The sequence below is a fragment of the Catenuloplanes sp. NPDC051500 genome, assembly GCF_044454585.1.
Taxonomy (GTDB): Bacteria; Actinomycetota; Actinomycetes; order Mycobacteriales; family Micromonosporaceae; genus Catenuloplanes.
The window spans coordinates 133,801-156,261 of the sequence record NZ_JBITDX010000020.1 but is presented as its reverse complement, the minus strand read 5'-3'; the positions used below and the strand labels follow the sequence as shown (position 1 = coordinate 156,261).

The following is a 22,461-nucleotide window of genomic DNA, read 5'->3' as shown; positions in this document are numbered from 1 at the left end:
CAGACGCGACACCGTGTACCTGTCGTGGAACTCCGACATGTCCAGCTGGATCAGCGCATCTTCCGAGCCGAACAGGAACTCGGCAAGCGCCTTGGTCAGCTCGGTCTTACCCACGCCGGACGGGCCGGCGAAGATGAACGAGCCGGACGGGCGCTTCGGGTCCTTGAGGCCCGCACGCGTACGCCGGATCGCCTTCGACACGGCCTTGACCGCGTCGAGCTGACCGACGACCCGCTTGTGCAGCTCGTCCTCCATGCGCAGCAGCCGGGAGGTCTCCTCCTCGGTGAGCTTGTAGACCGGGATGCCGGTCCAGTTGCCCAGCACCTCGGCGATCTGCTCGTCGTCGACCTCGGACACGACGTCGAGGTCGCCGGCCTTCCACTCCTTCTCGCGCTGCGCCTTCTGCGACAGGAGCTGCTTCTCCTGGTCGCGGAGCTGGGCGGCACGCTCGAAGTCCTGCGCGTCGATCGCGGACTCCTTGGCCCGGCGCACGTCCGCGGTCTTCTCGTCGAAGTCGCGGAGGTCCGGCGGCGCGGTCATCCGGCGGATGCGCATCCGTGCGCCGGCCTCGTCGATCAGGTCGATCGCCTTGTCCGGCAGGTAGCGGTCGGAGATGTACCGGTCGGCAAGCGTCGCGGCGGCCACCAGCGCGGCGTCCGTGAAGCTCACCCGGTGGTGGGCCTCGTAACGGTCGCGCAGACCCTTGAGGATCTCGATGGTGTGCGCCAGCGACGGCTCACCGACCTGCACCGGCTGGAAGCGGCGCTCGAGCGCGGCGTCCTTCTCGATGTACTTGCGGTACTCGTCGTTGGTGGTCGCGCCGATCGTCTGCAGCTCACCCCGGGCCAGCATCGGCTTCAGGATGTTCGCCGCGTCGATCGCGCCCTCGGCCGCGCCCGCGCCGACCAGGGTGTGGATCTCGTCGATGAACAGGATGATGTCGCCGCGCGTGCGGATCTCTTTGAGCACCTTCTTCAGGCGCTCCTCGAAATCACCGCGGTAGCGGCTGCCCGCGACCAGCGCACCCAGGTCAAGCGTGTAGAGCTGCTTGTCCTTGAGCGTCTCCGGGACCTCGCCCTTGATGATCTTCTGGGCCAGACCCTCCACGACGGCGGTCTTGCCGACGCCGGGCTCGCCGATGAGCACCGGGTTGTTCTTGGTGCGGCGGGACAGCACCTGCATGACCCGCTCGATCTCCTTCTCGCGCCCGATGACCGGGTCGAGCTTGCCCTCCTGGGCTGCCTGGGTCAGGTTCCGGCCGAACTGGTCGAGCACCAGGCTCGTCGACGGCGCGGACTCGCCCGGCGCGGTACCGGCCGTGGCCGCCCCGCCCTTGCCCTCGGAGTAACCGGAGAGGAGCTGGATGACCTGCTGACGCACCCGGTTCAGGTCGGCGCCGAGCTTGACCAGGACCTGCGCGGCGACGCCCTCACCCTCGCGGATCAGGCCGAGCAGGATGTGCTCCGTACCGATGTAGTTGTGCCCCAGCTGAAGAGCCTCGCGGAGCGACAGCTCCAGCACCTTCTTGGCCCGGGGCGTGAAGGGGATGTGTCCGCTCGGGGCCTGCTGCCCCTGACCGATGATCTCCTCAACCTGCTGGCGAACGCCCTCCAGCGAGACCCCGAGGCTCTCCAGGGCCTTCGCGGCGACGCCCTCACCCTCGTGGATGAGACCGAGCAGGATGTGCTCGGTGCCGATGTAGTTGTGGTTGAGCATCCGGGCTTCTTCCTGAGCCAGGACGACAACCCGACGCGCTCGGTCGGTGAACCGCTCAAACATGCCCATCACGTCCTCACTGCGGAATCCCACGCACTCCCGCTGAAACGTACGGCACAAGCAGCACTTCAACCACAGCGCCACCAGTGCAGCACTGTCGAAACACCAGCACCACAACGACAGGGCGCCCGATTTATCCCCAGGGTTGCGCTGAGGAAAGCCTCTTGGCCGCGATCGCATGGGCTCTCGCTGTGCCCCGTCGTCACGCTCGGGACCGCCATGCAGGGCTCGGGCAGGCGCTCTGCCGCATAGCTCACCCTACCGCAGTGAAGATCTTTCACAGTGCGGGAACGGCTCAAAACGGACCACTTCCGCTGTCAGGTGAATGCCTTCCGCCCTTAGCGGAATCCGCCGGGTGTGTGTGGATGGTCGCGGCGGTCAACCTGGGCAGCGCGTGGATCAACGCGTGCTCCGCCTCGTGCGCGATCAGGTGTGCCTCGTCGACCCGCAGCGCGCCCGGCACCGCGATCTCCGCCTCCGCGTGCAGGCTGTGTCCGAGCCAGCGCAGGCGTACCCGGTCCACGCCGGTGACCTGCGGCGTCGCCCGCAGTGCCGCATGCGCCCGATCCACAAGCGCAGGGTCCACCGCGTCAAGCATCCGGCCGCACACCTCCTTCGCGGCCACCGCCAGCACAATCGCGATCCTGGCCGCGATGCCCAGCCCCGCCACCGGATCCGCCCACCGCCAGCCCAGCGCCGCACCACCGGCCGCGAGCAGCACCGCGAGCGAGGTGAAGCCGTCCGCGCGGGCGTGCAGACCGTCCGCGACAAGCGCCGCCGAGCCGATCCGCCGCCCCACGGTGATCCGCCAGCGCGCGACCGCCTCGTTCCCGGCGAAGCCGATCAACGCCGCGATCGCGACCGCGCCGGCGTGGGTCAGGTCCCGCGGATGCAGCAGCCGGTCGGCCGCCTCCGTCGCCGCGAACACCGCCGACGCGGCGATGACAAGCAGAATCACCATTCCGGCGAGATCCTCCGCCCGCCCCAGTCCATAGGTGAAACGGCGACTCGCCCGACGGCGCCCAAGAACAAAGGCGATCCCGAGGGGTACGGCCGTGAGCGCGTCACCGACGTTGTGCACGGCATCCCCGAGCAGCGCGACCGAGCCGGTCCACGCGACGACGGCACCCTGGATCGCCGCCGTCACCGCCAGCACCGCAAAGGACCACCAGAGCACACGCATGCCGGTACGGCTGTCCGCCAGGCGCGCATCGACCCGGTCCGCCGCGTCGTGGGAGTGCGGTGTGAGCGCGTGCCTCAGCCGCTGACCGTGTGCGTGACTCATTGACTGCCCCCAGTGGTCGTCCCCGCCTGCCGGATGGCATCATATGTGCTCATGTACGCACGCGACTACCCGTCAACTGCCGCTCCTGTGCAGGAACCCGCAGCTCACAACGGTCACGGCCACGCAACCGGGCCGGTGTTCACCGCCGCCGTCGCCGCACTGCGCATGCTCGGCGACGAGACCCGTCTCCGCCTCCTCTGGCACCTGCGCGACGACGAACAGGACGTGACCGCCCTGACCGCCGCCCTCACCACCGCCGCCCGCCCCGCCGTCTCCCAGCACCTCGCGAAACTCCGCCTGGCCGGCCTGGTCACCACCCGCCGCGACGGCCGGCGCGTCCTCTACCGCCTGACCGGCCCGCACGTCCGCCGCCTCGTCCTCGAATCCCTCGCCCAGGCCGAACACTTCCTCGCCACCACCCCGGACACCCAACGCTGATCTTGGCCATATTGGTGGATCGAGCCGAGCCGAGAAATGGGCCCGGTCCGGTCGCGGGCTTCTGGCCAGTGCGGATGCCCTCCTGCCCGATCCGGCGGGTAAGGCGCAGACGCAGGTGGGCGTAACTGAGCTTTCGGGTTCAGGGCCCATGCCCGGCGAGACCGTCCAGCCCGCCGGCCGGAAAAGGATCTTCCGCTATGCGGGAATCAAGATCCTTGTTTTGCTCACGGTCCTTTGCACCGCTGGGAAAGGACCGTGAGCAAAACAAGGATCTTGACCATCCCCGGCCACGTGCTCATAAGACGACATTTCCGATGCAGGAGGCTTCGTCCTTACGCGCGAAGCCTGCCGCTCCTGATCCAACCTGCGGGACAGACGGACCTTCCGGATTCACGGTGAGCATCGCCGAGCCAGGCGGGCCCCTACTGACCCTTTGCGGTCCAGGTCCGGTCCCACGTACCGCCGGGTGCGTCGCGCCCGAACGTTCCGTGATCCAGCGGGCTGCGGCGGCGCTCATCCCGCCCCCGAAAGGTCAGTAGCAAAAGCCCAGGTCGGAAACCATGATCAAGCTGAGTGGCATTGGGCGCGGGTCAGCGCGAGGCCCGCGGTCAGCGAGAGTGCCGCGGCGCCAAGCAGGACCGGCCGGTAGCCGCTCACCTGCAGCAGGACGGCGCCGGCCGGGGTGGCGACCGCTGGCGCGGCGAAGATCAGCGAATTCGCAGTGGCGGAGACGCGGCCGAGGGAGGACTCCGGGGTGGCGCGCTGAATCGCGGTGAACGCGGCCACCACCGCCCAGGGCAGGCCGATCCCGGTCAGTAGGCTGCCGGCAAGCACGGCCGGGAGCCACGGTACGGCGCGCAGCACCAGCCCGGCCGCGAGCACGATCGCGCCCACGGCGGCAAGCAGCATCTCGCCGGTCATCCGCCGGCCGGTCGACGCCATGATCCGGCCGGCCGCGAGCCCGCCGGCGATCGCACCTCCGCCCTGCGCGGCACTGAGCACGCCGGCGAACGCGGGCGACCGGCCCAGACCGTTGTCGATCATCGCGTAGAGGACGCCTGACGCCAGCCCGGCCGCACCCATCCCCACGGCCGCGACAAGCACGATCGCGCCCAGTCCCGGCTGCCTGCGCAGATGCCCGGCACCCACGGCCCACGACGACCACCAGCCAGCCGCCTGACCGCTCCGCGTCGACCCCGCAGCTACCCGGTCACCTCCCGGAGACGCCCCACCGCTCGCCGGCTCGGCCCCCAGCCCAACCCGATCGCCGACCGGCCGCGCGCCACGGGGCCAATCGGCCGGCAGGGTCCGCGCCCCCGACGAGGCCTGCGCGGCCGGAGCGACCTGCGCGGCCGTGGAGGCCCCCGCCGCTGGAACGATCTGCGCCGCCGGAGCGATCTGCGCCGCCGGGGAGGCCTGCGCCGCCGGGGGTGCGTGTCCGCTTTTCGGCAGGTGGAGGGAGGCGTAGAGGAGGGCGGAGGTGGCGAGGAGGGTGGCGGACAGGGCGATGACCGGGGGTGCGCCGGCCAGAGTGAAGAGGGTGGCGCCGGCCAAGGGGGCGAGGAGTTTGACGCCCTCCTGGGCGCTCATCCGCAGGCCGTTGACCGTGCCGAGCGTGGCGGCGGGCAGGGCGGCGGGGAGCAGGGCGGCCTCGGCGGCGTCGACGATGGTGAGTGCGGCGCCGTAGCCGAGCATGACGGCGCAGATCAGCCAGAGGTGGCCGGGGCCCCGCACCGCGAGCAGCGTGAGCAGCGCGGCCGCGGTGATCAGACAGGTGTGGACGAGCAGGGAACGCCGGGAGAAACGGTCCGCGAGCGCACCGAGCAGCGGGCCGGCCAGCGACGGGAGGTAGACGCAGGCGGGGGCCAGTGCGGCCAGGCCGGGGTCGCCGGTCAGGTCCATGACCCAGATGCCGGAGGTGAGGATCATCGCGGTGCCGCCGAAGCCGGCGACAAGCGAGACGGTCACGAACAGCACGGTGTTGCGTCGCGCAATGTTGAGTTCCACCGGCTCAACTCTGGCTGCTGCGCCGATCACTGTCAATGCCGGTCTCGCGCACCGCCGACTCCATCGCCGCGAGCGCGAGGCGCTGCGCCTGCGGCAGCGCGGCCCGGGGCACCTCCGCGAGATCACTGAGGACGTCGTTGACCAGGCTGTAGAGGCCGCCGGGCGGATCATCGGGATTCAGCGAGGCCGCGATCTCCAGACATTGCCGGGCGAGTGCGGCCCGCGGGGTGCGCCCGTCCCACTGAGGGTCGTCGGCCACGGCCGCGGACAGGGCGCTCACCGCGTCGCTTAGCGCCACTGACTTGTCAACAACCTGTTGACGAGGGGCGCGGCGGCGGAGGCGGGCGAGGCGCTGCTCGCCGGCCTGACGGGAGCTCAGGCCGAGCGCGGTGGCGATCGCGGACCAGCCGGCGCCGTCATCGCGGGCCGCCTCGATCAGCGCGGCCTCGGCGGCGTCGAGCTCGGCGCGCGCCTGCGGGAGGCGGGTGAGGGCGGCCAGCGCCGAGGCCGCGTCGGGGGTGGGAGCGGCGAGGGCGGCGTGGACCTCGTCGAAGGCGCGCATGGTGGCGATGCTCTCGTCGTACCCCGCTGATTGTCAATGGTTTGTTGACGTTGGCGCTGGTAGCGTCGCGACGTGAGTGCAGAGGCGCAGCAGGTGTTCGAGGAGTACGTGGTCGCCGGCGCGATGTTGCGGGATGCGGAGGCGGTGGCCGCGCTCTTCGCGGAGGACGGCGTGCTTGAGTGGCCGCTGCAGCGGGTGCGCTTCGCGGGCCGGGACGAGATCCGGGCGGCGCTGAGCGAGTTCTACGCGCTGCAGCCCCTGCTAGAGGCCGATCCCGAGCGTTCTCGCTACGAGTTGCACGCGTCCGCGGATCCGGACACCTTCTTCGTGGAGATCGACACGGCCTATCCCGGCAGCGACGAGATGACCTCAATGGCGCAGATCTTCCGGGTACGGGACGGGGCGATCGTGCGGCTGCGTGACTACTTCGGTGGGCAGCCGCAATGACGAACTTCGGCGGGCGGGCGTGATGAGCGGGCTACTGCGGGTGGATCTCGGCGAGGTCGCCTACGACGAGGCGAACACCGCGATGACCGGCTGGGCGGACGAGCGCCGCGAGGGACGCGCGCCGGACCGGTTGTTCCTGCTCAGCCATCCCCCGGTGATCACCTACGGGCGGTTGACGCCGCCGGGCGAGCTGCCGGGGCTGGACGCGATCCCGACCGTGCCGGTGGACCGGGGCGGCTACGCGACCTATCACGGGCCGGGTCAGCTGGTCGGCTACCTGATCGTGAACGTGCGGGAGCGGCAGAGCGGCCCGGTGGACGTGGTGCGCTGGGTGGAGAACGCGCTGATCGAGGCGGTCGGCACGCTCGGCCTGGACGCGGTGCGCCGGGACACGCCGAAGGGCGCGAGCAGCCTGGTCGGCGTGTGGACGCCTGAGCACCGCAAGCTCGCGTCGATCGGCATGCGCATCCGGGGCGGCGTGACCACGCACGGATTCGCCATAAACATCGATCCGGATCTGTCCGCGTTCGACACGTTCGTGGTGTGCGGGCTCGCGGACGTGGAGATGACCTCGCTGCGCCGGATGGCGGAGGCGCGTGGGCTCGCGGCGCCGAGCTTCGAGGAGGCGACTGAGGCGGTGGCGGCCGCGTTCGGCGCCACGTCGTGACCGATTGCACAGGCCTCCCACCTCCGGCGCCCATGATCGTTGAAACACGCGTTCGAGTGTGCCTAGGATCGAGCGCATGACCGCAGCTCACCAGCCTTCCCTGCTGGACATGGCGTTCGGCGCCCCGCCCGCGCTCGGCGCGCTGGCCGACGCCGTCCGCACTCCGCTGAGCCGCGGCGCCTGGGTGGACCACCTGCCCGGCTGGGTCTCCTCCTCCGACGAGGTGTTCCAGACCCTGCTCGGCGACATCGGCTGGCGGGCGGACCGGGTGCGGATGTATGAGCGGGATGTCGACGTGCCCCGCCTGCTCCGCTGGTTCGGCGAGGGTGAGACGCTTCCGCACGCGCTGCTGACCGAGGCGCGCGAGCGGCTGTCCGCGCACTATGCGCCGGAGCTGGGCGAGCCGTTCACCACGGCCGGCATGTGCCTGTACCGCGACGGCCGGGACAGCGTGGCCTGGCACGGTGACACCAAGGGCCGGTCCGCGGCCTCGGACACGATGGTGGCGATCGTGTCGTTCGGCTCGCCGCGGGTGCTGACGCTGCGGCCGCGCGGTGGCGGCGACAGCCTGCGCTTCCCGCTGGGCCACGGCGACCTGATCGTGATGGGCGGCTCCTGCCAGCGCACCTGGGAGCACGCGGTGCCGAAGACCGCACGGGCGGTCGGGCCACGCGTGAGTGTCCAATATCGACCGTACGACGTGGCTTGACCTGGAGCGCGCTCCAGGTCCTAACGTCGTGACTCGCCAGACCACATCAACGGGGAGGAAAATCCATGCGGACCAGGGATTTCGGGCGGCTCGGTCAGGTAAGCGCGCTCACGCTGGGCGGTGGCGGGATCGGCGCGGTGTGGGGCGAGACCAGCCGTGCGGAGGCGGTCGCGACGGTGCACGCCGCGCTTGACGCCGGCATCACGCTTGTGGACGTGGCACCGAGCTACGGGCCGGACTTCGAGGCGGAGCGGGTGGCCGCCGACGCGCTCAAGGGCCGCGACGTGCTGCTCGCCACGAAGGCGCAGGTGCACGACAGCGAGTTCGGCGACCCGGTGGCGCGACTGACCGAGAGCCTCGAGGAGAGCCTGCGGCGGCTCGGCCGGGACTCGGTGGACATGTTCCTGCTGCACACGCAGCTGCGCCCGGCCGGCACCGACGGGCCGGCCGGCACGCTCGACTACGAGCGGTACGCGAATGACGTGGCGCCCGCGTTCGACAGGCTGCGTACCGAGGGCAAGATCCGCTCCTGGGGCCTGACCGCGGTCGGCCACCCGGACAGCATCATCGCGGCGATCGGGCACGCCGCACACCGGCCGGACTACGCGCAGGTCATCGTGAACGCGCTGGACATGAACGGCGACATGTGGATCTTCGACGGCGTGGCTCCGCGCAGCCGGGAGATCGTCGATGCGGCGAACGCGGCAGGCGTGGCGGTGATCGCCATCCGCGCGGTGGCGGCCGGGTCGCTCGCGTCGTCGCTGGACCGGCCGATGGCGCCGGACTACCCCGCGGCGGTGGACTTCGCGCGGGCCGCGCCGTTCCGGGCGCTCGCGGCGGAGCTGGGTGAGTCCCCGGCCGGGCTGGCGCACCGGTGGGCACTTACCGCGCCGGGCGTGGCGACGGTGGTGCTCGGCGTGAAGAACCGTGAGGAGCTGGCCGAGTGTGTGGCAGCTGAGGATCGCGGGCCGCTCTCGGAGGAGGAGATGACCGCGATCGCGGCGCTTCACGTCTGACGGCTGTGGCCGCGGCCCGCGCTCCACGCGATCCGCGGCCACGCGTGCCACCCAGGCCCACACCCTCCCCGTACCCCGGAAGAATGCATTGTCATGGATCTTATGACCTACACGCCGGCCGAGGCGGCCGAGAAGACCGGGCTGACGCTCGACACGCTGCGGTACTACGAGCGGTCCGGGCTGCTCAACGACGTGGAGCGGACGTCCGGTGGGCGCCGCGTCTACACGGAGGCGCACCTCGGGTGGATCGACGTGCTGGTCTGCCTGCGGCGTACCGGGATGCCGATCCGGCAGATCCAGCGCTTCGTGGACTCGGCCGGGCGAGGGGCGGCGAGCGTGCGGCTGCGAATCCTCGCGGAACACCGGGCGGATGTGTTGCGGGAGATGGAGGAGCAGCGCCGCGCGCTCGGCGTGATCGACGGCAAGATAGACGCCTATCGGCGTCTCGCCCAGGAGGAACACCCGAACGAGTAACCCATCGAGGAATATTCCGGGCGAAGTTGAACTGTCTCGTGCAGCAAACCCGTATGAGTCGGCAACCAGGTCACCCGCTGCAGAGTCACCAGGACCCGGAGGATTACACACATGACGGAGCTGGCACAGATCGGTGTCACCGGTCTGGCGGTCATGGGCCGCAACCTCGCCCGTAACCTCGCTCGGCACGGCCACGTCGTCGCGGTGCACAACCGCACGGAGATCCGCACGAAGGAGCTGATCGAGGAGTTCGGGCACGAGGGCGCGTTCCTGCCCGCGCACAACACTGCCGAGTTCGTCGAGTCGATCGCCCGCCCCCGGAAGATCATCGTCATGGTGAAGGCCGGTGACCCGACGGACCGGGTGATCGACGAGCTCACGCCGCTGCTGGCGCCGGGCGACATGATCATCGACGGCGGCAACGCGAACTTCTCCGAGACCATCCGCCGCGAGGAGGCGCTGCGCGAGAAGGGCCTGCTCTTCGTGGGCGCGGGCATCTCGGGCGGCGAGGAGGGCGCGCTGCACGGGCCGAGCATCATGCCGGGCGGTTCCGACGAGGCCTACGCGGCGGTCGGCCCGATCCTGGAGGGCATCGCCGCGCGCGTCGACGGCCGCCCCTGCTGCACGCACGTCGGGCCGGACGGCGCCGGGCACTTCGTCAAGATGGTGCACAACGGCATCGAGTACGCGGACATGCAGCTCATCGCGGAGGCGTACGACCTGCTCCGCAAGGCCACGAACCTGGTGCCGGACGACATCGCCGAGGTCTTCGCGGGCTGGAACGAGGGCCGGCTCGCCTCCTACCTCGTCGAGATCACCTCTGAGGTGCTCGGCCAGGTCGACGCGGAGACCGGCCGCCCGTTCGTCGACGTGGTGCTCGACCGCGCGGAGCAGAAGGGCACCGGCCGCTGGACCGTGCAGGCCGCGCTTGACCTGGGCACGCCGGTCCCGGGCATCGCGGAGGCGGTCTTCGCCCGTACCCTCTCCGGCCAGGCCGAGCTGCGGGCCGCCGCACTGGAGCTGCCCGGCCCGCCGCCCGGCGCGCGCGAGGCGTCCCGCGCGCTCGTCGACGACATCGAGAAGGCGCTCTACGCGTCCAAGATCGTCGCCTACGCGCAGGGCTTCCACCAGATCGCGACCGCGTCCGCCGAGTTCGGCTGGGACATCGACCTCGGCGCGATGGCCCGGATCTGGCGGGGTGGCTGCATCATCCGCGCCCGGTTCCTGGACCGGATCTGGTCCGCCTACAACGCGAACCCGGAACTGCCGACGCTGTTGACCGACGAATACTTCCGCGAGGCGCTGACGGACGCGCAGAAGGCGTGGCGGCGGGTTGTCTCCACCGCGACCTGGCTCGGCATTCCGGTGCCGGGCTTCAGTTCCGCGCTCGCCTACTACGACGGGCTGCGCTCGCCCCGGCTGCCGGCCGCGCTGATCCAGGGCCAGCGCGACTACTTCGGCGCGCACGGCTACCGGCGGGTGGACCGGGCGGGCACGTACCACACGTCGTGGTCAGGTGACCGCTCCGAGTCGCCGAGCTGAGCCCCTCTCGCTGGTGATCCAGGCGTCCCACCTCCACGCCCCGCAGCAGGCGACGGGTGTCCGGATCCATGGTGCGAGTCTCGACCGTGGCCGCGCGGCTCAGCGCGGCCACGGTCGCCCGCCCTCGGGTCACGGGAGATGGGTCACGGCCAGAACAGCACCTCCGGGTGACCGGCGTCCGGCCCGCGCAGCAGCGGTGCCGGCTGGCCCTTCAGATGGCGTCCCACGAACTGCCCCACATAGTCCGCCGCGATCTCCGCGCACCGTTCGCCGTCAAGCGTCTGCAGCGGCACGCCGACCTGGTCGCTGAGGATGCCGTAGTCGGTGAGCGAGCTGTGCGTGGTGCCCGCGACGGTGAGCCACCGCTTCCAGCCGGTCAGGTTCGGATAGGTCGCGTCCCAGCTCGCGTCGTTGCCGGGCTCGCCGTGGTTCTCCGCGCCCAGCATCAGGAACGGCCTGTCGATCGGCCGGGTGACGGGCGGGAAGAAGGTGCCGTCGATGTTCACGCCGGCATCGATGCGCCTGTCGCGGAGCATGGTCTCGGCCGCTGAGGAACCGCCGATCGAGTGCCCGGCCATCGCCACCCGGTCCCAGTCTGCCTGCATGTCAGGGCGCTTCGACAGCGTGTCGAGCACGAACGACACGTCCGCCGCCCGGCCCGCCGTGACCTGCTCCGGCCGCACGGTGTCGTTCTCGAACAGCGCGCAGACCGTGCAGGTGGTGATCCGGCCGTCCGGGAACGTGATCGCGGCCGCCTCGTACGTGTGGTCCACGCCCACCACCAGGTAGCCACGGCTGGCCAGGTCCTCCGCGAGCCCGGTCAGCGACCCGCGCGGGAACGAGAAACCTGGTGACAGCACCACGACCGGCCAGTGGCCCCGGCGGGCCGTCCCGTTCGTGTGGGCGTGCGCGCCGACCCTGGTCAGCGCGTCGAGCGGCACGCCCGGCGCACCGATCTGGGTGAGGATCAGGCGCGATTCCTCCTCCGTCGCGTAGGGGTCGATGGGGCCGCGGTCGTTCACGGCCGGGTACCACAGCGTGAGCATCAGTTCTCGGCGGCGTTCCGGCACCCACGGGTCGGCCCGGTCCCGGTCGACCAGGTGCAGGTCGCGGGTGCCGACCGGAAGCGGCCCGCTCGGTGCGAGCAGCTCAAGATCAAGCCCCGGATCCGCCTGTACGGCCGCGGCCGGCGCCGTGACCAGCAGTGCGGCCGCGGCGAACACGGTCATCAGTCTGCGCATCGTCATGCCTGCCACTCTTCCGGGCCGCAGCGGAGGGCACATCGGGGATCGATCCCGGTGCTTTCTCAGGGTCCGCGGACGACTTCCGGCAGGTTGACCGGATCGGTCCGCCCCGGGACGGGATCGTGCCTGTCCGCGCAGCTCAGGCGTTGGCACGATGGGGACATGACACGAGCGCTTATCGTCATTGACGTGCAGGAGTCGTTCCGGCAGGGTGCCCGCTGGGCGTCCGTCTCGGTCCCGGACATCGCGGAGCGGGTGGGCCGCCTGGTGACTGCCGCGCGCGACCGGGACGAGACGGTGATCTGGGTGCTGCACACCGAGCCCGGCGGCGGCGCGTTCGACCCGTCGTCCGAGTTCGTCCGCATGATCGACGGCCTGGAGCCGCTGCCCGGCGAGGCGGTCCTGACCAAGACCACCCGGAACGCGTTCACCTCGACAAACCTGCAGCAGCTGCTCACCCAGGCCGGGATCCGTGAGTTGACCATCTGCGGGATCCAGACCGAGCAGTGCTGCGAGACCACGGCCCGGGTCGCGGGCGACTTCGGCTACGACGTGGAGTTCGTGACCGAGGCGACCGCCACGTTCCCGATCCCGCACCGGGACGCGCCGGCGGGCCGGTCCTGGGACGAGGTGCTTGCCGACCCGCGCACGCTCGGCACGGACGCGATCGCGGAGCGGACCGAGTACGCGCTGGCCGGCCGGTTCGCCACCATCCGTACCCTCGACGAGGTCTTGAGCCGGTGACCTCTGTCGTCTTTCTGCTCGTGCCGGGTCTGCACCTGCTGGATCTGGCCGGTCCTGCGCAGGTCTTCGGGACGGCCGGCTACGACCTGCACTACGTGGCCGAGCAGGAGGACGTCCGTTCCGCGCAGGGCCTGACGATGCGCGCCCGCCTGGACTGGCCGGACGCGGATCTGATCGTTGTACCGGGCTGGCGCGTCTCCCCCGGCGCCGGCTTTCTGACCGGCCGCACCCTCGACCGGCTGCGCGCCCACCACGACCGTGGTGGCACCGTGGCAAGCGTCTGCGCCGGTGCGGACGCGCTCGGCCGGGCCGGACTGCTCGACGGCCGCCGCTGCACCACCCACCACGAGCTTCAGGACGAGTTGGCCGCCCGCTATCCGCGCGCGACTGTGGTCCGCGACGTGCTCTTCACTGTCGACGGCCGGGTGGTGACCTCGGCCGGCATCGCCAGCGGCATCGACCTGTCGTTGCACCTGATCGCGGCCGCGCAGGGGCCCGCCGCGGCCGCCCGGGTGGCCCGCGCGATGGTCGTCTACGCCCGCCGCAACGGCGACGAGCAGCAGCACAGCGCCATGCTGCGGCACCGCGCCCACCTCAGCGACGTCGTGCACCGCGCCCAGGACGTGATCGACGCCCGGTTCGCCGATCCGCTGCCGCTGGCCGCGCTCGCCACGTCCACAGGCGTCGCGGAGCGCACGCTGACCCGGCTGTTCCGCGCCGCCACCGGCCTGACGCCGCTGCGCTATCAGCAGCTGTTGCGGGTGGAGCGCGCGGAGCATCTGATCGGCCAGGGCGCCACTGTCGAGTCCGCCGCGCACGCCACCGGCTTCGCGGACGCGCGCATGCTCCGCCGCCTCAGATCCAGACCTTCCTGACCACTGGGGTACGCCGTCGTCGCACACAGCGAGCCCGGTGGATGCCCGATACGGTGGATCGGGTGATCGTTGACAGATAAAGATCCGCCTTTAAACGGACAAATGCGCTTCCAGGTCCCCGCACGGACGTGACCGGTACGGCATTCTTGTGCAGGGCCCGCAGCCGGGCCTCCCGCACCCCGCAGAATGGTGCGGTCCCCCCTGTCTGCCGGCCGGAAACTGCCTGGAAGGAGCGTCTGGTGGAGAAGTTCATGTCGGGCAGTCGGATCTGGCCGGACGAGCAGACACGCCTGCACTTCTACCTGCTGCCGTCCCTCGATCTGAACGCCGAGCTCGACGCGCTGATCACCGACTACCGCGACGTGGTGGAGGAGTTCCCGTTCGTCTCGCTTGTGCAGGACGAGTGGCTGCACGTGACGCTGCACATGGTGACCGGCGTGGCGGCGGAGGAGGTCGGTGACCGGCAGCGGCGCGGGCTGATCCGGACGGTCGGGACGTATCTGGAAGGGCTCGGGCCGCTGACGTTGACGGCCGGGCCCGCGCTCGCCACCCGCAACGCGGTGGTGCTTGACGTGGACGGGGACCTGCCGGGCGACCCGTTCCACGAGGTGTACACGCGGATCCGGGCCGCGGTGGAGGACACCATCGGCGTGGAGGCTGTCGAGTTCGACGCGATGCCGCCGCACATCACGCTCGGCTACGCGAACAGCAGCGGCGACTCCGGGCGGGTGCAGAGTCTGCTGCGCCGGAAGGTGCGGCCGAGCCGGGCCGTGTTCACCGTGGACGAGATCCACCTGGTGGAGGTCGAGCAGGACGCGATGCGCACCGAGTACCGCTGGGATCCGATCGCGACGTTTCCCCTGCTCGGGTGACCTATCCCCGCCGGTCCTCGGCCATCCGGGCCGCGCTGAGGTAGTCGACGCCGACCGCGGCCAGCGCCTCGGCCAGCACCGCGTCCGCCGGGGTGGCGGTGACCGGGTCGGCGATCGCCCGGAGCAGGCCGAGCAGCAGGTGCTCGGTGCCGGTGCGGGGCTCACCGAGCCGGCGGGACTCCTCGATCGCGCGCAACAACGCGGCCTCGGCGGTGCTCGTGAACGGCAGGTTGGCGGGTGAACGGTCGTCGCCGGGCGTGAGCAGCGGGCGGACCGCCTCGCCGACGACGGCCTTGCCACCGGCCAGGTCGCGCAGGATCTGCGCGCCGGGGCCGCGGGCGCCGAGCACGCCCAGGATGAGGTGGATCGGGGCGATGACGACGTTGTCGACGTCTGTGGCCTCGGCGTGGGCGAGGCCGAGCACGCGCTTGACCCGGTCGGTGAGATCCATGGTGGGTGAGATCATCGGCTTCTCCCTCGGAGGTGGCGACCCGTCCACTGTCGCGCCGCACTCACATATGAGGCAAGGATTCCCGCTCGTTCGGTCACATTCACTCACCACCGCGGAAGCGCGGTCGCCCGTCCTAGGAGGCTAGCTCCTTACCCGGAGCCCACCGGTGCGATAGCGTCTCGGAATGATCTCCGGCGCCGCGCACGGCGTACCCCCGGCGGTTTTCGATCTTCTGGACGGCGACCCCGCGTCACCCGTCGTGCTGCATGTGCCGCACGGCGCGCGGGAGATGACGGACCTCGCGCGTGACGGGCTCCGGCTCACCGGCGCACTGCTTGAGCGCGAGCTGGACCTGCTTACCGACGCGCACACGCGGGAGATCGCGGCCGGGGCCGCCGGGCGGGCCGCGCGCCGGCCGTGGACGTTCGCAAACGCGTTCTCCCGGCTGGTGGTCGACCCGGAGCGTTTTCCTGACGACACCGAGGAGATGGCGCGGGTCGGCATGGGCGCGGTCTACACGCGCACCGCGCACGGCGAGATCCTGCGCGACGACAATCCCAGCCGTGACGAAGAGCTGCTCGCCACGCACTTCCGGCCCTACGCCGAGGGCATCGCCGACCTGGTCGACAGGCGACTCCAGGCGACCGGCCGCGCGGTGATCCTGGACGTGCACTCCTACCAGACCGACAGGCTCCCCTACGAGCTGCACGGGGACGGCCCGCGCCCGGCGATCTGCCTGGGCGTGGACGACTTCCACACGCCGCCGTGGCTGCTCGACGCGGCGCGCAGCGCGTTCGGGACGGACACGGGCATCAATTCCCCCTTCGCGGGTACGTACGTGCCGCTGCGCCACTACCGCAAGGAGGCTGCCGTGACCGCGCTGATGGTGGAGATCCGCCGCGACACCTACATGACCGAGCCGGGCGGCCCACCGCACGACGGCCTCACCACGATCGCCGAGCGGCTCGCGACGCTTGTGGACGCGGCATGAGCGAGCGTGCGAGCGAATCAAGGGCCCGGCGCGCCGCCTCAGGCCGGCGGAGGAGCGCAGCGGGGGAGGCGGCATGAGCGCCGACATCGCCCGGGTGCTGCGCGACTCGCCGGTCGTCGACGGCCACAACGACCTGCCCTGGCAGCTGCGGGTGCATCGTGGCTGCACGGTCGGGGGCCTCGACGCCGGGATTCCCGAGCTGCACACCGATCTGCCCCGGCTGCGGGCCGGTGGTGTGGGCGCGCAGTTCTGGTCCGTCTACGTGCCGTCCAGCCTGCCGGAGCCGGAGGCGGTGGTGGCCACGATGGAGCAGATCGACGCGGTGCACCGGCTGGCCGCGGCCTACCCCGCCGATCTGGCGCTCACCACCACGGCCGCGGCGACGCTCGCGGCGATGAAGGACGGCAGGATCGCGTCGCTGATCGGGGTGGAGGGCGGGCACAGCCTCGCCTCCTCCCCCGCGGTGCTGCGCTGCCTGGCCCGGCTGGGCGTCCGGTACGTCACGCTCACCCACAACCACCACACGCCGTGGGCGGACAGTGCGGCGCTGCCCCCTGTGCACGGCGGCCTGACCGGTGAGGGCCGCGCGATCGTGCGCGAGATGCAGCGGATCGGCGTGCTTGTCGACCTCGCGCACGTCGCGGAGGTCACGATGGACGCGGCGCTCGACGTCGCGACCGCGCCGGTGATCTTCAGCCACTCGTCGTGCCGCGCGCTCACCGGCCACGGCCGCAACGTGCCGGACCGGGTGCTCGCCCGGCTGCGGGACAACGGCGGTGTGGTGCAGGTGACGTTCGTGCCGGCGTTCGTGTCCGAGGAGGTGTGGGCCTGGGAGAAGGCGGCCGCCGAGGAGGCGCGGCGTCGTGGGCTGCCCGGCGACACGGTGGCCTGGCCGCCGGCGCCGAGGGCCCACGAGGAGGCGACGATCGGCCATGTCGCGCCGGACGATTCACCGATGCGCGACTGGCTTGACGCGAACCCGGCGCCGAAGGCCACTGTCGCGCAGGTCGCTGACCACGTCGAGCACGCGCGGGAGGTGGCGGGCGTCGCGCACATCGGGCTCGGCGGCGACTTCGACGGCACCGGGACGCTGCCGGCCGGGCTTGAGGACGTCGGGGCGTACCCCCGGCTGCTTGAGGAACTCGCCGGCCGGGGCTGGTCCGAGCCGGATCTGGCCGCGCTGACCGGCCACAACGTACTCCGCGTGCTGCGTGAGGCGGAAGACGCGGCCGAGGAGTTACTGGGGTAGCCGCTTCTTGAACCGGAAGGACTCGTCGTTCGCGTCCTTGAAGCCGAGCCCCCGGTAGAACCGGTGCGCCGCCTCGCGTTCCGGCCGCCGCCCGCTGGTGACCTCGACGAACAGGCAGCGGAACGCGCGCGCATACGCCTCGACCGCGGCCATCAGCGCCCGGCCGATGCCGCCACCGCGCGCGTTCTCGTCCACCACGAGTGCGATCAGCCGGGCGAAGTGGCCGCTCACCTCGAGCAGCGGGCTCACGTGCACGGCCGCCACGCCGACCACCACGCCGTCCGACACGGCCACGAACACCGCCGCGGCCGGTTCGTCGCCGAAATAGTCAAGGCGCTCCGCGACCGAGGCCTCATCGGTCGGGTAGCCGAGCTGGCCGAGTAGCTCCGCGAGCCGCTCGCAGTCCGCGGCCGCCGCCTGCCGCACCAAGATCGCCATGCGGCACAGTGTGGCAGAAGATTCACATTCAGGGGGTACGGCGGGGCGGCTCCGGATCGTGGCCGCGCACCGTCCGGCCGCCGTCGACCGGAAGCGTCACCCCGGTGATGAACGAGGCCCGCGGGGAGAGCAGGTAGGCGACCGCGTCCGCGATCTCCCCGGCCTCGGCGATCCGCCCGAGCGGGTGCAGGCGGGCCATCTCGTCGTCGTGCGCGCCCCCGAGTTCGCGGTAGCGGGCGGTGTCCACCGAACCGGGCGCCACCACGTTCGCGCGGATGCCGTGCGGGCCGTAGTCCACGGCGAGCGCCCGGGTGAGCGCCTCGATCGCACCCTTGGCGGTCGCGTACGGCAGACATCCCGGCACCGGCATGCGGGCCTGGTGCGAGGAGAGGTTGACGATGCTGCCACCGGTGCCCGCGGCCAGGAAGTGCCGCACGGCCGCCCGCGCGCCGGAGACCACCACACCCAGGTTAAGCGTGACAAGCGCGAGCAGGTCCGATGTGGTCGCGTCGTGCAGCGACGCGTCCCGGAACGCGGCCGCGTTGTTGACCCAGCCGGTGAGCGGCGCGCGCTCCGCGGCCAACTGTGCCGCGTGCTCGGTGACCTCGTCGTCCGACGCGTCACCGAGGACCGGGATCGCGCCGTCCGGCAGCGCGACCGCGTCCCGCTCGATCACCACCACCGGGTGGCCGTCGTCGCGCAGGCGTTCCACGATGGCCCGGCCGATACCGCGGCCGCCGCCGGTCACCACGACGGACCCGGTCATGCCGGGGTCAGCCCGTGCAGCGCCGCGAACGCGGACAGCTCGTCACGCTGCTCCGCAAGCGTCTCGCCGGCCGTGTTGATCACGAGGCGGTCCACGCCCTGCCGCGCGAAGCTCTCCACGCTCTCCGGCGTGGTGGAGGTGGAGCCCCAGCGGGTGTGCTCGATCGGGCGGCCGGACGAGCGGGCCGTCTCGAGCTGCGCGATGCGCTCGGCCGGTCCCAGCATGCCGCCGGGGAACCAGCCCGCGCCGAACCGGGCGGCGCGCCGGGCCGCCGCCATCGAGGAGCCGCCCACGTGGATCGGCAGCGCGCCGCCGACCGGCTGCGGCATGCTTGTCACCCGGTCGAGCTGGAAGAACTCGCCGTCGAAGGTGACCGAGTCCTTGGTCCACAGCAGATTCAGCACCTCGAGCGCCTCGTCCGCGCGCCGCCCACGGGTCTCGAACGCGACGCCGCTGACCGCCGCCTCCTGCGGGAACGCGCCGACGCCGACGGTGAGCAGCCGCAGCCTGCCTTTGGCCAGCACGTCGAGCGTGGCCAGGCGCTTCGCAAGCGCGACAGGGTGGTGGTACGGCAGCAGCAGCACGCCGGTGCCGAGCAGCAGCCGGGTGGTCGCGGCCGCGACGAACGTGAGGCAGACCAGCGGGTCCGGGAACTGCCTGTCGACCGGAAGCTCGTACTCGCCGAACCGCATGCTGGGCGAGAGCGCCATGTGCTCCGGCAGGTAGAGGCCCTCGAAGCCGGCCGCCTCCGCGTGCTGGGCGTAGCCGACCAGGTGATCCGGATCGACGCCGTTGACCGACCTGCCGTAACTGACCGCGAACTTCATGCCCGAACCCTAATTCATCCATAACAGTCTTCCGCTGCACTGTTAACAGTCCTAATAATTCCGGTGACGGCGGTCGACCCCCAACCGCCATGACCATGGGAGGCTGTCATGCGACGGTCCCGGCTAGCGGCGCTGGTGAGCGCGTCCGCGCTGATACTGATGGGCGGGGCGGTGGTGTGGGCCGCCGGGCCCGCTGCGGCCGCGGCGAACACCGCGACGTTCACGAAGACGTCCGACTGGGGTTCCGGGTGGGAGGGCCGCGTCACAGTCACGAACGGCGGCGGGTCACCGATCACCTCGTGGACCGTGGCGTTCGACCTGCCGGCGGGCAGCGCGGTCAGCTCGGCCTGGGAGGCGGACCTGACGGTCTCCGGGTCGCGGTACACGTTCCGGAACAAGTCGTACAACGGGACGATCGCGGGCGGGGCGTCGCTGTCGTTCGGGATGATCGGCACGGGCTCGGGCAGCCCGTCGAACTGCACGCTCAACGCCGTGGCCTGCGGCGGCGGGGTCACCCCCACAACGCCCCCGCCGACGACCACGTCCCCGTCGCCGACCACTCCCCCGCCCACGACACCTCCACCCACGACGCCTCCGCCGAACACGGGAACGCTGCCGAAGCACTTCCTCACCGGCTACTGGCACAACTTCGTCAATAACGCGGTCGAGCTGCGGCTGCGGGACACCCCCGCGCAGTACGACCTGGTCGCCGTCTCGTTCGCGGAGGCGACGAGCACGCCGGGCGCGGTCTCGTTCGGCCTCGACCCGCAGCTGTCCACCGCACTCGGCGGCTACTCGGACGCGGACTTCCGCGCCGACGTCCGCACACTCCAGGCACGCGGCACCAAGGTGATCCTCTCGGTCGGCGGCGAGGCCGGCCGGGTCGCGGTGTCGGACGCGACAAGCGCGACCGCGTTCTCCACCACGATGTTCACGATCATGCAGCAGTACGGGTTCGACGGCGTCGACATCGACCTGGAGAACGGCCTGAACCCGACGTACATGGCGCAGGCGCTCCGGTCGCTGCGGTCCAAGGCCGGCACCAACATGATCATCACGATGGCGCCGCAGACGATCGACATGCAGTCCACCGGCGGGTCGTACTTCGCGCTCGCGCTGGCCATCAAGGACATCCTGACCGTGGTGCACACCCAGTTCTACAACTCGGGCGCGATGCTCGGGTGTGACCAGGTGGGGGCGTACAGCCAGGGCTCGGTCAACTTCCTCACCGCGCTCGCCTGCATCCAGCTGGAGAACGGCCTCCGCCCCGACCAGGTGGCGCTCGGTCTCCCGGCCGGCACCGGAGCGGCCGGCGGCGGCGTCGTCTCGCCGAGCGTGGTCAACGCCGCGCTCGACTGCCTGGCCCGCGCCGTCAACTGCGGCACGTTCAAGCCGCCGCGCACCTACCCGGGCATCCGCGGCGCGATGACCTGGTCCGTCAACTGGGACGTCACCAACGGCAACGCGTTCGCGAACACTGTCGGACCGCACCTCGACACGCTGCCCTGACCGATCTCCAGTCCCGTTCGAGGCGTCGGCCGTACCCGGGCGGCGCCTCGAACGGCCTGCGCGTCTTTCCGATCGCGGCGATCACCGATACTGTGTCGCCCGCCGAGCACCGGCTCCGCACGGTTCCGTACCCCTCCGACGATCGAGGACTGTAACGATGCGCCCCCTCGCCACGCTCGCGTCGGCACGTCACGCGGACCCGACGCGGCGGCGCGAGCGCCCGGCCCTGCCCGTACCGGCCTGGCCGCTCCTGCCCGGACTGTTGTTCCTCGCAGCCTCGCTCGCCGTCTACTACCAGTACCAGCGGCACTTTCCGGCTGTCCCGCTCGACCTGGAGGTGTACCGGGGCGGCCTTGCGGCGTACCGGGACGGTGCCGCGGTCTACCGGGCCGACTACGGCCAGATCCACATGCCGTTCACGTACCCGCCCGCCGCGCTCGTGCTGTTCTACCCGCTGGGGCTGGCGAGCCTCACGGCCACCCAGGTCACGCTGACCGCGCTCGGATTCGCCGCGACGTACCTGGTGGCCTGGGCGGTGACCGGGATGCTCGGCTACCGGGGCACGGCCGGCCGGATCGGCATCGCCGCCGCGTTCACCGGGCTCGCGCTGTGGCTGGAGCCGTTCCAGCGAAGCGCCGACTTCGGGCAGATCAACGCGATCCTGCTCGGCCTTGTGGTGGTGGACCTGGCGCTGCTGCGGCGCACCCGCTTCGCCGGGGCGGGCATCGGCGTCGCGGCCGCGATCAAGTTGGTGCCGGCCGTCTTCGTGCTCTACCTGCTGCTCTCCCGCCGGTTCCGGGCCGCGGCCACCGCCGTCGGCACGTTTCTCGTGATCAGCGTCGCAGGCGTGGCGGCCGTCCCGCACTCGGCGGAGTTCTGGCTGTCCGGCCTCTTCATCAGAGGTGACCGGGTGACCGGCGGCAACGGTCCCGACTCCTCGGGCAACCAGTCGCTGCGCGGCTTCTTCGCCCGCCTCCTCGACGAGCCGTCGTCCACCGCGTCGCTCGCGCTCTGGGTCATATCCGTCGTGGTGGTCGGCGTGCTCGGCCTGGCCCTGGCGGTGCGCGCGGAGCGCCGGGGGGAGGACGCGGCCGCGATGTGCCTGGTCGCGCTGACCGCGCTGCTGGTGTCACCTGTCTCCTGGACCCACCACTGGGTGTGGGTCCTCCCGTTCCTGATGGTCCTCGCGGATGCGGTGCTCCGGCTCCGCGGCCCGGTCCAGACGCTCGCCGCCGCCGTGCCCGCGCTGCTCGCGGCCGCGTTCGCCGTCTGGCCGACCCAAATGACTGACGACGGCCCGCTCAAGGCGCACGGCATCATCTGGGTCGCCCACCGGCACGGCGGGCTCGGCTACCACCTCGGCCTGCAGCTCTATGTCTACGCCGGTCTGGCCGTGCTCGCGCTCGCGGCGCTGTGGCTGTGGAGTGATCGCCCGGCCGTGACCGAGCAGTCCGTCCCGGCCGTGCCGGCCCAGCGCGTACCGGTGGCGGTTCCCGGGCTGACCCGCACGGCCGCGCGCACTGAACCCGAAACCTTGACAGTACGCCGAGAGTGAGCGCTAACATGCCCTAA

At 71.4% G+C, this 22,461-nt stretch carries 23 protein-coding genes; 14 read left to right on the top strand and 9 right to left on the bottom strand.

Going from position 1 to position 22,461, the window contains the following annotated elements:
• Together ACIA8K_RS32045 and ACIA8K_RS32040 are read right to left on the bottom strand one after the other, a co-directional pair.
• Positions 1–1,779, bottom strand: a 1,779-nt coding sequence (locus ACIA8K_RS32045; protein ID WP_396066044.1) for an ATP-dependent Clp protease ATP-binding subunit, incomplete at its 3' end; no start/stop codon positions are given.
• Between the two features lie 292 nt (positions 1,780–2,071).
• The gene (locus tag ACIA8K_RS32040) at positions 2,072–3,061 is read right to left on the bottom strand and encodes a cation diffusion facilitator family transporter (protein ID WP_396066030.1); all 990 of its coding nucleotides are present in this window, start codon (positions 3,059–3,061) and stop codon (positions 2,072–2,074) included.
• A 51-nt stretch (positions 3,062–3,112) separates the two neighbouring features.
• On the opposite strand from ACIA8K_RS32040, the gene ACIA8K_RS32035 reads away from it, so the two are divergent.
• The gene (locus ACIA8K_RS32035; RefSeq protein ID WP_396066028.1) at positions 3,113–3,499 is read left to right on the top strand and encodes an ArsR/SmtB family transcription factor; all 387 of its coding nucleotides are present in this window, start codon (positions 3,113–3,115) and stop codon (positions 3,497–3,499) included.
• Positions 3,500–4,063: 564 nt separating this feature from the next.
• Here ACIA8K_RS32035 and ACIA8K_RS32030 read toward each other — a convergent pair.
• Positions 4,064–5,506, bottom strand: coding sequence for an MFS transporter (locus ACIA8K_RS32030; protein ID WP_396066026.1), 1,443 nt, complete (start codon positions 5,504–5,506; stop codon positions 4,064–4,066).
• Positions 5,507–5,510: 4 nt separating this feature from the next.
• Entirely contained in the window at positions 5,511–6,068 is a 558-nt protein-coding gene (locus ACIA8K_RS32025) for a hypothetical protein (protein WP_396066024.1), read from the bottom strand.
• A gap of 72 nt (positions 6,069–6,140) precedes the next feature.
• Between ACIA8K_RS32025 and ACIA8K_RS32020 the strand changes: the two genes are divergently transcribed.
• The 6 genes from ACIA8K_RS32020 to gndA all read left to right on the top strand — a co-directional run bounded on the left by ACIA8K_RS32020 (position 6,141) and on the right by gndA (position 10,923).
• Complete coding sequence (locus tag ACIA8K_RS32020) at positions 6,141–6,515, top strand: nuclear transport factor 2 family protein (protein WP_396066022.1); 375 nt, start codon at positions 6,141–6,143, stop codon at positions 6,513–6,515.
• Positions 6,487–7,182, top strand: coding sequence for a lipoyl(octanoyl) transferase LipB (lipB, locus tag ACIA8K_RS32015; RefSeq protein WP_396066020.1), 696 nt, complete (start codon positions 6,487–6,489; stop codon positions 7,180–7,182). The genes ACIA8K_RS32020 and lipB overlap by 29 nt, the downstream gene beginning before the upstream one ends.
• A 76-nt stretch (positions 7,183–7,258) precedes the next feature.
• A complete protein-coding gene (locus ACIA8K_RS32010) occupies positions 7,259–7,891 on the top strand; it encodes an alpha-ketoglutarate-dependent dioxygenase AlkB (RefSeq protein WP_396066018.1) in 633 nt (210 codons plus the stop codon).
• Between the two features lie 65 nt (positions 7,892–7,956).
• Positions 7,957–8,907: an aldo/keto reductase gene (locus ACIA8K_RS32005; RefSeq protein ID WP_396066016.1), complete on the top strand. Its 951-nt coding sequence runs from the start codon at positions 7,957–7,959 to the stop codon at positions 8,905–8,907.
• A gap of 93 nt (positions 8,908–9,000) precedes the next feature.
• Positions 9,001–9,381, top strand: a complete 381-nt coding sequence (locus tag ACIA8K_RS32000) for a MerR family transcriptional regulator (RefSeq protein WP_396066014.1) — start codon at positions 9,001–9,003, stop codon at positions 9,379–9,381.
• A gap of 111 nt (positions 9,382–9,492) precedes the next feature.
• Positions 9,493–10,923, top strand: coding sequence for an NADP-dependent phosphogluconate dehydrogenase (gndA, locus tag ACIA8K_RS31995; RefSeq protein ID WP_396066012.1), 1,431 nt, complete (start codon positions 9,493–9,495; stop codon positions 10,921–10,923).
• Between the two features lie 143 nt (positions 10,924–11,066).
• Here gndA and ACIA8K_RS31990 read toward each other — a convergent pair whose 3' ends face one another.
• On the bottom strand, positions 11,067–12,170 hold the full coding sequence (locus tag ACIA8K_RS31990; protein WP_396066010.1) for an alpha/beta hydrolase family protein: 1,104 nt from the start codon (positions 12,168–12,170) through the stop codon (positions 11,067–11,069).
• A gap of 159 nt (positions 12,171–12,329) precedes the next feature.
• On the opposite strand from ACIA8K_RS31990, the gene ACIA8K_RS31985 reads away from it, so the two are divergent.
• The 3 genes from ACIA8K_RS31985 (at position 12,330) to ACIA8K_RS31975 (ending at position 14,658) form a co-directional block, all read left to right on the top strand.
• Complete coding sequence (locus ACIA8K_RS31985; protein ID WP_396066008.1) at positions 12,330–12,911, top strand: cysteine hydrolase family protein; 582 nt, start codon at positions 12,330–12,332, stop codon at positions 12,909–12,911.
• Entirely contained in the window at positions 12,908–13,786 is an 879-nt protein-coding gene (locus ACIA8K_RS31980; protein WP_396066006.1) for a GlxA family transcriptional regulator, read from the top strand. Before ACIA8K_RS31985 ends, ACIA8K_RS31980 begins: the two co-directional genes overlap by 4 nt.
• A gap of 239 nt (positions 13,787–14,025) precedes the next feature.
• Positions 14,026–14,658, top strand: a complete 633-nt coding sequence (locus tag ACIA8K_RS31975; RefSeq protein ID WP_396066004.1) for a 2'-5' RNA ligase family protein — start codon at positions 14,026–14,028, stop codon at positions 14,656–14,658.
• A 1-nt stretch (position 14,659) separates the two neighbouring features.
• Here the strand turns inward: ACIA8K_RS31975 and ACIA8K_RS31970 are convergent, their stop codons facing one another.
• Positions 14,660–15,124, bottom strand: coding sequence for a Clp protease N-terminal domain-containing protein (locus ACIA8K_RS31970; protein ID WP_396066002.1), 465 nt, complete (start codon positions 15,122–15,124; stop codon positions 14,660–14,662).
• A gap of 169 nt (positions 15,125–15,293) precedes the next feature.
• Between ACIA8K_RS31970 and ACIA8K_RS31965 the strand changes: the two genes are divergently transcribed.
• Complete coding sequence (locus ACIA8K_RS31965) at positions 15,294–16,100, top strand: N-formylglutamate amidohydrolase (RefSeq protein ID WP_396066000.1); 807 nt, start codon at positions 15,294–15,296, stop codon at positions 16,098–16,100.
• Between the two features lie 73 nt (positions 16,101–16,173).
• Positions 16,174–17,349 (top strand): dipeptidase, encoded by a 1,176-nt coding sequence (locus ACIA8K_RS31960; RefSeq protein WP_396065998.1) that lies wholly within the window; start codon positions 16,174–16,176, stop codon positions 17,347–17,349.
• Here the strand turns inward: ACIA8K_RS31960 and ACIA8K_RS31955 are convergent.
• Genes ACIA8K_RS31955 through ACIA8K_RS31945 form a run of 3 tightly spaced genes read right to left on the bottom strand, consistent with a single transcriptional unit; the run spans position 17,338 to position 19,380 of the window.
• Positions 17,338–17,787: a GNAT family N-acetyltransferase gene (locus ACIA8K_RS31955; RefSeq protein WP_396065996.1), complete on the bottom strand. Its 450-nt coding sequence runs from the start codon at positions 17,785–17,787 to the stop codon at positions 17,338–17,340. The genes ACIA8K_RS31960 and ACIA8K_RS31955 overlap by 12 nt on opposite strands.
• A gap of 28 nt (positions 17,788–17,815) precedes the next feature.
• Positions 17,816–18,553, bottom strand: coding sequence for an SDR family NAD(P)-dependent oxidoreductase (locus ACIA8K_RS31950; protein ID WP_396065994.1), 738 nt, complete (start codon positions 18,551–18,553; stop codon positions 17,816–17,818).
• On the bottom strand, positions 18,550–19,380 hold the full coding sequence (locus ACIA8K_RS31945; protein WP_396065992.1) for a TIGR03619 family F420-dependent LLM class oxidoreductase: 831 nt from the start codon (positions 19,378–19,380) through the stop codon (positions 18,550–18,552). Before ACIA8K_RS31945 ends, ACIA8K_RS31950 begins: the two co-directional genes overlap by 4 nt.
• Positions 19,381–19,488: 108 nt before the next feature.
• Between ACIA8K_RS31945 and ACIA8K_RS31940 the strand changes: the two genes are divergently transcribed.
• Together ACIA8K_RS31940 and ACIA8K_RS31935 are read left to right on the top strand one after the other, a co-directional pair.
• Positions 19,489–20,889 carry a chitinase gene (locus ACIA8K_RS31940; protein ID WP_396065990.1) on the top strand — a complete coding sequence of 467 codons (1,401 nt, stop codon included), beginning with the start codon at positions 19,489–19,491 and terminating at the stop codon, positions 20,887–20,889.
• A gap of 157 nt (positions 20,890–21,046) precedes the next feature.
• Positions 21,047–22,444: a glycosyltransferase 87 family protein gene (locus ACIA8K_RS31935; protein ID WP_396065988.1), complete on the top strand. Its 1,398-nt coding sequence runs from the start codon at positions 21,047–21,049 to the stop codon at positions 22,442–22,444.
• The last annotated feature ends 17 nt before the right edge of the window (positions 22,445–22,461 follow it).